At 38.0% G+C, this 869-nt stretch carries 1 pseudogene; it reads right to left on the reverse strand.

The annotated features are described in order from the left end of the window. A pseudogene (locus tag G6Q06_RS08320) lies at positions 1-869 on the reverse strand (hypothetical protein); the annotation flags it as partial.

Raw genomic sequence — 869 nt, forward strand, 5'->3', positions numbered from 1 at the left:
CTCCAACCCATTCCCCAACTTCTCATAAGCGTTATTCCCCTCAAACCCTTTAAAATCATCAAGGTGTTTTTCTATAATCTTAGCTAGTCCATGCCCTTTAAGTTTGCCACTCTGATCTCTAATTTCTCCCCACACTAAATCTATATCGCCTAAATCCTCTCTATAAAACGCTCCGGCTACTTGGCCTTCTTTAGCCTCTATAAGTTTAGCGATTGCGCCTTGTGGGTTATGGTAGAATTCCTCAAAGTTTGTACCAAAGGCTCTAACTCTTTGGTTTTCAAAGTATCTCTCTTTGTCTACAATTTCGCCGTCTTTAACATACCACCCCTTATATCCGCTAAAGGTGTTATCAGGAATTTTAAAGATTTCAGACTCTTTAAAGTTTCCTTTAACCTTAGCCATTGTGTGGAGTATTAGATCAAATCCATCATTGTAAAAATGTGCGATTAGATAGTGATCTTTAAATTGTTTGGCTATGCACAATCCGCCAAAGTTTTTTTGATCTCTAACATCTTTAACAGGCGCGCCTTTTGCATTGCTATGGGCAAACCGCATATTTTCTATATTTTGCATTAATGTTTTAGGGTAGTTGATCAGATCCTCTATTGTTATGGGCAATTCTTTACCGGATTTTACAGCCTCTGAGCTAGCCCCGTGATCTTTAAGAGTGCGCTTGATTGTATCCCCATTAAGATAGTATTTTGTTTGAAAGTCAGTTTCACCAAAATAGGGTTTAAAAGCATTATCAGCTTCCCCTATCCATACATGCAATTTAGGCCGTTTTTTTAACTCTTTGATTACGCTATCGGTGAATTCCTCAGGCTTAATCATTCTTTGGTTTAACTGCTCAAAGGGGATTTCTTGATTTT

Origin of the sequence: Helicobacter suis, from assembly GCF_902196135.1 — a bacterium.
Classification (GTDB): Bacteria; Campylobacterota; Campylobacteria; order Campylobacterales; family Helicobacteraceae; genus Helicobacter; species Helicobacter suis_A.